Genomic DNA, 8,653 nt, shown 5'->3' on the forward strand with positions numbered 1-8,653 from the left:
TAATTGTCGAGTCGTGTGTTTAGAGGGCGTTAACAGGAGTGTTGGTGATTGCGTGATTAAGATAATGGGTGTTGTGCATGTTAGGAGTCATAGGTGGCCCTCAACCATTAAGTCCATGCCGTCGAGGATAGTCCACGTGCTATTCAAGGAGACTGCATTAGGCGTGGGGCATGGGAGGGTTGCATCAACGGTTTAGTTCTAACTAACCCCCACCCCACCCTAAAGGGGTGGGGTTTTCTTGGGGTCTTGGAGGTTACCCCGCTTTCACCGGGGCTACTGAATAGCCTAGTAAAGCTGGGGTTAGTAAACCCATTGCCGAATCCCCCACGCAGTGGCGCAATCCCGCCATGAATGGCGAGGTTTGCCAGTATCAAACGGTGATGCAACATACTCCCTCACAGTAACAACAACATACACAGGAGGCTAACCACCTCCCACTCGCAACACAGTTAAGTAGCCCTAAGACAGGCCATGCACAACCTGACGTATACGGCCGGGAATTGTATGGATGGCACCATCCATTCGATTCCAATCTTACCTTATTTTTATAGCAGGTATTACCTTAGTTTTACCCAGCACCAAGTTTTTAAACACGAAGTTGCGGAGGAGTTTGGTGATGAGGAGAGGCTAGGGCCCTACGCCCTAGCCTGACGGGGGTGAGGAACGGCTTAGGAACTGACCCCCACGCGTGTGGGTGTGTGGGTATGGGTTTCTGGGTTTTTATGTTTTTGTGTTTATTTGTGTTCAAAAGTTTCTAACCACCTGTTGCATGTATACAGGTGTAGACAGGTGCACTGTGCAGTAGTGACTAAACTTAGTTAGTTCACCGCTTTTCACATGTTCTCCCACACTGAACCCCTAACTGAGGCCCTGCCGATGCAGTTGAGTAATCAGAGGTACTGAGGAATAAGGAGCTCAGGCTCAGTGTCCATTTCCTTTGAGATTTCCTTAAGCCACTTTAAGAGCGAGTCAGGAATTTCAATGCAGAGCTTAGCCACGTTAACCACCCCCTTCCCCACCTGGTTTCCTCATACTCAACGTCGTACAGTTCGCACCAACCCTCAATGCGTATAAGCGCCTTGATTGTTCCATCCCTGAACTTGAGGATTTTGACCTCAACATCATTTGCGTCAACCTCATATGCTTTGGCTAGTGCCTCATGTACTGTTTTCCCTGAGAACGTTCACCCATCACCCGTGTAAACCCATATGTGACCATTCTTAATTAACTTCCCATCCTTTAGGTTAATTACCTTAACCATGCCATCACCCAACGAGCATGCGCCCTCTGTCGGCTAACCTATAGATGTATGTGTTTCCCAACCCCTCCATTTCAATGAGCCCACGCTGACTAAGCCTAGCCAGGGCTGCGTTAACCATTTGCCTGCTTATTGAGCCGTAACTCTGCTTATAGGTCTCATGAATATATAGGTCTCATGAATATCCCTGGCCGTGATACGCCACTGGCTACGATTTTGAGTATAAAGTATTCGGTGGGGTTTAGGTCAACGTATTGAGGGGGCTTAACTAATTTCTCAACATCACTAACACGGTAGTATACCACGCCACCGAAACTAACATATCCTTTGTGGTGCGGGGGGTGGGATTTGAACCCACGCAGGCCTACGCCAACGGGACCTGAACCCGCCCCCTTTGACCATGCTCGGGTACCCCCGCTTCCTCGCGGTTGTTGAATGCCGTGTTTTAAAGATTTTCGTAAAGCCTTCTGGTCTTCCTTCCCGCCCTATAGCGCGAGGCTTTAAGTGCTTCCCTGGTAATATAGCGGAAATGAGGGGTCTCCTCATTGGTGGGGTCTCCCTATGGTCGAGCGAGGGGAGGAGGAATAAAGTATTAATTGGGGCTTGTTTCGTTGTTGTTGATGAGGCTTAGGTTGCCGCCGAGGATAAAGGTGCTGGAGGCCCTTGGTTCAATTGCTGATGGCAGGATAAAGCAATTGGATGATCATAACTACATCGCTACATCAAGTGATGGCGTGCGTAAGTATAAGGTTTACGTGGATCTGGAGAGGGGGATTGCCGATAGCACGGATAATGGGACCACTTATAAGGGCTACATGGGGTACCCCATTATAGCGGTTCTAATGCTGAAGGGTGTTTTGCCCTATAACGCGAGGCTTGCTAATGCGCTTAAGGGTATACGGTGGAAGGAATTAAATGATAAGTATAAGAAGTATGATGTGGTGATGGAGATAGTTAAGGAGAATGCGAGGCGAGCCGGCGTGGAGCCATACGAGGTCGATCACTATATTGAGGACGTAATGAAGAAGCTGGAAGGCATTATGCTTGCCACAAATTAATCGCTGGATTAAGCTTAATAAAAGAGAGCGATAAGTCTCCTCCCTTAAAGGTTGGGAAGAAGGGTAATTTTTAACTCTAGTGTGAAGGGTAATTCCTGCTCTGCAACGCCACATTTATATTATTTGGGGAATTGCGGGGAGTATGGAGTATAGGGATTTAGGTAGGACTGGGATAAAGGTATCAAAGGTAGGTCTTGGGGCTTGGCAATTCAGCGATGCTTGGGGAGTTCTTGATTATGAGGCCGCCAGGAAAACCATATCGGCAGCATTAGAGGCAGGCATAAATCTAGTAGATACCGCCGCCGTGTACGGCAGAGGAACAAGCGAGACGCATGTTGGGAAAGCCATACGTGAATTAGGCGCTCGCGAGCGCGTCATAATAGCAACCAAGGTGCCCGGCGACTTTCTGAGGGCCAGCGATGTGGTTAGGGCGGTTCAGAGAAGCAGGGAGAGGCTTGGCGTTGATGCAATAGATATTCTGCAGGTGCATTGGCCCCCCTGCTGGCATAATGTCCCCACCTGCGAGTACATGAAGACTCTTGAGAAATTAGTTAAGGAGGGCTTAATTAGGCACATCGGTGTAAGCAATTTCCCGGTCAAGCTCCTAGACGAGGCGAGGCACTGCTTATCCATCACCGACATAGTTACCACCCAGAACAGATATAACTTGGTTGAGAGGGATGCGGAGAAGGAACTACTTCCATATGCATCGCAGAATGGTATACAGGTGATTGCTTGGAGTCCCCTCGCCAAGGGATTATTAACCGGCAAGTATACTCCGGAGAACTTGCCTAAATTCACGGATGTTAGGTCAAATGATCCACTTTATGCTCCAGAGAATGCTCGGCAAGTGATGAAGCTAGTCAATGTATTAAGGGAGATAGGGGAGAAACATGGAAAAACGCCGGGCCAAGTCGCCCTGAATTGGTTGATTCGGCGGGGCGTAATACCTATACCGGGCGCCAAGAATCCGGAACAAGCCCTAAGCAATGCGGGCGCTGCTGGATGGAGCATCACAGATGATGAGGATAACGAAATCCGGGCAGCAAGCGACTCCCTAAACATATCATACGTCGTTTGGTAAAACACACGTGAATTATCCCCACCATTAGGAATGGGGGCATCCCCACTAATTCAGAATAATTCTTCCCTATTTGTTAAGCTGACCCCCCATCCTAAAGAGCGAGGTCCATCATCTTTAGTGGATTTGGGTCAGGATAATTATGAACTGAATAATATTTGTAATGTTGTGGTGGTTTTATTGAATGCTCATGGCTTGCTTTATTTGATTTATGTATTGATCAGCCAACAGCAGTAGCAGACCTAGGTTGGCGTTCCTATTCACTACGGCAACTAGAGCAATGTCCGGCGTTACGTAATCCAGGTAAGCCATGTACCCCGTGTAGTGTATTAAGGCGTACTCTAGATCCCCTAACTTGCTATCGGCGCCTAGCCTCCTTAATGCGCCGGCGGCCAGCATGCTTAATGCTGCCACGGTCTTTGTATCTATGTTTGGCGGGAATCTTTGTGCCACGGGGAGTCCATCCCTCCTCACTAGGATGGCTCCAACCCCATCCCCTCCAAGATCCCGCAGCAACCCGTCAAGCACTGCATCCAGCTTAGCTGAAACAGCCATAGATAATTGATCAAGTAATATATATATAAATCTTACGCCCCTAAGCCGTATTCGCCAGCAATAGATGGACATGCATGTAAGGGCGAGGCGCGTTGAACCTCTATTTTTATAAAACCATTAATTACATCGAATCCGTGAATCTAGAGGATAAAATAGTCTCCACCGCATCATCGCTGGTACTGGGGATTGGAGTTGGATTAGTTAGTGGGGCACCGCTTCTTGACTTAGCCGTGGCGGCAGCATCAATAGCCCTAGTGGCTATTATGGTTACTGGGTCAAGCATGGATAGCCTACTGGTTGGGATATCGATTAGCTTTCTCATGATTAACATAATAATGGCAAGCGACTACAAGTTGGCAGTTGTGACGGGTGGAGTAATCATTTTACTGGTTGAGCTTCTCATCTTTAATAGGGCGATTAAGATGCTGTTGGCCACATTATTAACAGTCGCTGCGGTGATATTTACGCGATTAATAACTGGGTTGCCATATATTATTTTCATAGTGGCAATGGCCATAGCAATATACGCCGCTGCCTTAAATGCATGGCGCCGGGGTAAGCATGAGACGGTCAGCAATAATTACTTGCTTGCCGCCTCGCTCGCGATAGAGATCATTGCCCTGCTTGCCGCCTTCATGCACCTGATAACCCCCGCTGTTGTGATAGATGCAGCAATACCAGCTGCATTGGCGATGATTGGATCCAGGCAGTCACTGCTTAAGATAGGGGCCCCGCTCCTGGTCTTCGCTGCCTCAATCCCGCTGGGCATTGCGCAGTACGTCGCTTTAACTCAGTTAATGGTTGCCCTAGGCTTTCGGAAGACAACCTATAATAAGGGGCTTGAGCCGCCCCGCTCCTGGCTTCATGCATGGTTAAACGGTAGGTATTATATAGATGGTATAGTGGCTGCGGGTGGGTTTAGCTATGTCTTGCGGGGATTGGATGAAAGGGGGTCCGTGTATGCCATAAAGGTACTTAAGGAGAAGGATTCAAGGGGTAATCCCCTCGCATCTAATCCCAATATAATTCAATCATTCAAGAGGGAAATGAGTAATTACCTACTAATTGATTCGCCTAGGATAGTCAAGGTATACGAGGTTCACATACCTCCCGATGAGGAGTTGCCTTATAAGGATCTAGAGCAGTACTTAAGGGATCCTCCTTATATAGTTATGGAGTACATGAAGGGCGGATCCCTTAGGCATTACTTGAGGGAGCGCGGCCGACTGAGTGTGGAGGAGGCGATTTACATTGCCAGGGAGATAGCGTTGGCGCTGCAGGAGCTTCACTCGATGGGTCGCCTACACCTGGATTTGAAGCCGGAGAACATATTGTTCGGCGAGGATCATGGCGTTGTCAAGATAGGGGATCTCGGTGCATCCAAGATAGCCACGGGGGGTTACTTATTGGTGTCTCAATTCTCCGCTACATATGCGGCGCCGGAGGTTTTAAGGGGTAGGCAAGCAACTGATAGGTCTGATATTTATTCATTGGGGCTCATAATGTATGAGATGCTGACCGGGATTAATCCGCAGGCATATAGGTTAAGCAATGCGTCTCCGCCAATCATTAATTTAAGGGATCTCGGCGTGCCCCCCAACATGGAGATTCTCATAATGAGGTGCCTGGATCCAGACCCAATGCGTAGGCCAACAATAATAGATGTTGTTAATTCATTGAGCGGCTAGCAACTCGCGTCTTTCGCAGCAATCATTATTGCCCGCATCGTTTCCTCATCGGTTGATTCCAGGGCTTCCCTAATCATTCTTGCTCCCTCGCATTCCCTCTTATCATATGGTTTTTCCCTAACCATTTCCCTATACTTATCCATGGCTTGCTCAGCTTCGCTTATTTTACCGATCTTGCGTGCAGCCACGGCAATGCTGTGCCAAGCATATGGATAGGCTGGATCCAGTTCTATGGATTGCTTAATTAATCGGTAAGCTTCATCAAAGCGACCCAGCTTCATGGCNGCCCAGCCGCCCCAGAGCAGTGCCCTGGCGNTTCCATCCTTTAAGTGGAGGAGTAGTGCCCTTTCGTAGGCCGCCTTGCTTTCGCTTTCTTTGCCTGTTCTCTCCAGGCAAATGGCTAATCCATGCCATGCACCGGCGTGGTTAGGCCAAGCCTTCACCACTAGCTCGTATAGTGAGAGGGCTTCTTTGAATCGCCTCATGCAGAGGAGTCCCTCCGCTGCCTTATAGATGGCATCATAATCGTATTTATCGGCTTCATTCATGGAAGTATAGGATAATTATCCTACTTATAAATATTGTGCATGGAGAATCCAAAAACATTAAAATAAACCGCCCCCGAAGCACCCATGGAGATTCAGCACTTCAAGTGGTTAAGAACCCACTCTGCTCCATATAACTTATCTAGCAGCGGCATGATTCTCCTGGAACCAAGCAGCATTGAGGAAATGGGGAGGCCCGGGGATGTAATTGATATAATACGTAATGCGTATGGTGCTGAGGATAATGGAGTCATGTTGGTTCACGGCACTCAGGAAGGTAATTTCCTCGCCTTAGCGGCAATGCGCGGAAAAATTGATTCAGTGGCGATTCAGGTGCCCGAGTATGAACCGATTCGAGTCTTGCCGGGCTTCCTCGGCATTAAAACCGTGGAGATCAGCGATGCATTTCAAGTTCCTCCTCATGGCCTCCTCTTCTTGTCGAATCCAAATAATCCAACGGGCAGCTTCATTGGGGAAAAGGCGTTATTTGAGTTGGAGGAGGCACTTGAGAGGCGTGGATCATATGCTGTGCTGGACTCAATATTCCTGGACTTCGTGAATAAATCGCCGCGTCTCTGGTTCCGCAACATGATATTCACCCTTAGCACCTCAAAGTTCTACACGATGAATGGAGTAAAGGTTGGGTGGGTGATTGGGGATCCCGCTATTTTAAGGGAAATGAGCGGCATAAGTGACCTAATTAGTCCTGGTCCCCTTGACTTGGAGGCCAAGTATGCCGCGATATTGGTTAGTAATAGGGAGTGGGTTAGGAACAGGAATCTGAGCATTATTAGGGGCAATAGGGAGGAATTAATGGGTTCTATAAAGGAATTGAAATCGGTGGAGCTGAGTTATGTGCCGGATATGCCGATAGCATTCGCTAAGCCAAGTTGTGGGCTGAGCGGGATGGAACTAGCTAATAAACTCCTTAGTCGCGGCGTCATGGTGGTGCCCGGAGAATACTTCGGCTTAAGGCAAGGAATTAGGATTGGACTAGGATCCATTAATAGGGAGATCGCGAGGATTGGTTTATCCATTATACGTGACGTCATTAAGGAGTGCGACGGACCTTAGTAGGGATCAATGCTCACTTTATCAATGCACTGATAAGTAGGCCGAGCAGAGTTATGCTCATTCCAAGCAGCGTGTTTCTCCTATAGCCCTCTAGGTTGCCCTTAATCAAGAGAATCATGCAGTAAATCATTATGATATCCGTGATAATTATGGAGACAACGAATATGTATGCCGATGCGTCCAATGATGCAAGCATTAGGGGAATCGATATCACGACTGCGGCCACGGTCATCAATAACCCAGCTTCATTCGCGGCCCGCATCCCCAGTTCAGTGGCCACTGTTTTTATGCCTACCCTAGAGTCGCCTACGGCATCAATGGCTCCCTTAATTATTTCCCGCCCCATGGTGGCCACCATGGATGTCATGAAGAGCAGCAGCATTATGTTGGTGTCGTTGGGGGACGGATTAGCGCAAGTCAAGCCATATATATAGGTTAATGGAGTCACTATGGCTATTATCAAGTTATTAATCACCAGAATCCTCTTCCCCCTCCAATTATAGTAAAAACCCAGCAATAACGCAATAGACAATACAATCAGCGGTAACCCACTAATTAATCGCAGCATAATGAGGATCAGCATGGGAATTATCGACGCAATTAAGAATGCCAGCGATGATGCCGCCGCGATTCTTCTTCTTGCTTTTCCACTCACTAGGGGCGCATTTGGCCTATTGATGGAGTCCTCAGCTATGTTAAGCAAGTCATTTGTTATGAATAGGAACGCCTCGGCGGCGAATGCTGAAATAAACAGCGACAGCGATACGATTGGATTGTGGCCCCCGCTAAATATGTAGGCGGAGACCGAGGCTATTCCAGCTATTATGCCGTGTTCCGGCCTGGCTAGCTCTATGTATGGATTCACGGGTAAAAGCCAATTAATTAGGCGATTAAAGGCTTGCCCCCTCATTTATGTGCGGTACCAATATTTAATTAAATTATTAATAATTAATAAACAAAACATATCATGATAATAATTATCATTATATCAATACAGAATAATGCCTTAAAATGTTAAAATTATAGCATATATCCATGGATACTAAGGAGGGAATGTTCCTAATAAAACTAATAGAGGACGTGGTTAACACTAAAGCAACTCAGTGGCGCCGCCGCTAATTACGCAACCATAACCGAGCGCGCAGTTACTGGATTCAAGAAATTGTTTCCAGATGCGGCTGGGCGGCTCGATGAATTGCTGGCATTCATTAGGAAAATACAACCAGAGGTAGCCGCCATAGTTGGCGATCCAAAGCTGACAAAACGAGCGACAAGCCTCGCCCTTTAGGGCGGGGTAAGGTTTTTAATCTCTGAATGCGAGGGAATAATTGTGTGGGGAAGCCCTGAATAGGGCGCGAGCAACGCGTAACGTGTCCCCGCACTAACATATATCC

At 47.8% G+C, this 8,653-nt stretch carries 8 protein-coding genes and 1 tRNA gene; 5 read left to right on the forward strand and 4 right to left on the reverse strand.

The features are described from left to right. Positions 1-13: 13 nt before the first annotated feature. Complete coding sequence (locus AT710_03540; protein KUO92407.1) at positions 14-196, forward strand: hypothetical protein; 183 nt, start codon at positions 14-16, stop codon at positions 194-196. Positions 197-1,588: 1,392 nt separating this feature from the next. Here AT710_03540 and AT710_03545 read toward each other — a convergent pair. Then, positions 1,589-1,676: transfer RNA gene (locus tag AT710_03545), tRNA-Leu, on the reverse strand. Between the two features lie 202 nt (positions 1,677-1,878). Between AT710_03545 and AT710_03550 the strand changes: the two genes are divergently transcribed. Then, positions 1,879-2,316: a hypothetical protein gene (locus AT710_03550; protein KUO92408.1), complete on the forward strand. Its 438-nt coding sequence runs from the start codon at positions 1,879-1,881 to the stop codon at positions 2,314-2,316. Positions 2,317-2,458: 142 nt separating this feature from the next. Further along, complete coding sequence (locus AT710_03555) at positions 2,459-3,400, forward strand: aldo/keto reductase (protein KUO92409.1); 942 nt, start codon at positions 2,459-2,461, stop codon at positions 3,398-3,400. Between the two features lie 174 nt (positions 3,401-3,574). Here the strand turns inward: AT710_03555 and AT710_03560 are convergent, their stop codons facing one another. Beyond that, complete coding sequence (locus AT710_03560; GenBank protein KUO92410.1) at positions 3,575-3,952, reverse strand: hypothetical protein; 378 nt, start codon at positions 3,950-3,952, stop codon at positions 3,575-3,577. A gap of 134 nt (positions 3,953-4,086) precedes the next feature. Here AT710_03560 and AT710_03565 point away from each other — a divergent pair, with 134 nt between their 5' ends. Continuing rightward, complete coding sequence (locus AT710_03565; GenBank protein ID KUO92411.1) at positions 4,087-5,640, forward strand: hypothetical protein; 1,554 nt, start codon at positions 4,087-4,089, stop codon at positions 5,638-5,640. Here AT710_03565 and AT710_03570 read toward each other — a convergent pair. After that, the gene (locus tag AT710_03570; protein ID KUO92412.1) at positions 5,637-6,188 is read right to left on the reverse strand and encodes a hypothetical protein; all 552 of its coding nucleotides are present in this window, start codon (positions 6,186-6,188) and stop codon (positions 5,637-5,639) included. The two genes, AT710_03565 and AT710_03570, sit on opposite strands and share 4 nt — an antisense overlap. 84 nt (positions 6,189-6,272) lie before the next feature. On the opposite strand from AT710_03570, the gene AT710_03575 reads away from it, so the two are divergent. Next, on the forward strand, positions 6,273-7,259 hold the full coding sequence (locus AT710_03575) for a hypothetical protein (GenBank protein ID KUO92413.1): 987 nt from the start codon (positions 6,273-6,275) through the stop codon (positions 7,257-7,259). Between the two features lie 13 nt (positions 7,260-7,272). Here AT710_03575 and AT710_03580 read toward each other — a convergent pair whose 3' ends face one another. Beyond that, on the reverse strand, positions 7,273-8,169 hold the full coding sequence (locus tag AT710_03580) for a hypothetical protein (protein KUO92414.1): 897 nt from the start codon (positions 8,167-8,169) through the stop codon (positions 7,273-7,275). Positions 8,170-8,653 lie beyond the last annotated feature (484 nt).

This window comes from Thermocladium sp. ECH_B (assembly GCA_001516585.1).
Classification (GTDB): domain Archaea; phylum Thermoproteota; class Thermoprotei; order Thermoproteales; family Thermocladiaceae; genus Thermocladium.

Excerpts from the sequence above, each read along its gene's own strand:
- AT710_03550 (KUO92408.1), top strand. The coding sequence starts at position 1,879 with ATGAGGCTTAGGTTGCCGCCGAGGATAAAGGTGCTGGAGGCCCTTGGT.
- AT710_03555 (KUO92409.1), top strand. The coding sequence starts at position 2,459 with ATGGAGTATAGGGATTTAGGTAGGACTGGGATAAAGGTATCAAAGGTA.
- AT710_03560 (KUO92410.1), bottom strand. The coding sequence starts at position 3,952 with ATGGCTGTTTCAGCTAAGCTGGATGCAGTGCTTGACGGGTTGCTGCGG.
- AT710_03575 (KUO92413.1), top strand. The coding sequence starts at position 6,273 with ATGGAGATTCAGCACTTCAAGTGGTTAAGAACCCACTCTGCTCCATAT.
- AT710_03580 (KUO92414.1), bottom strand. The coding sequence starts at position 8,169 with ATGAGGGGGCAAGCCTTTAATCGCCTAATTAATTGGCTTTTACCCGTG.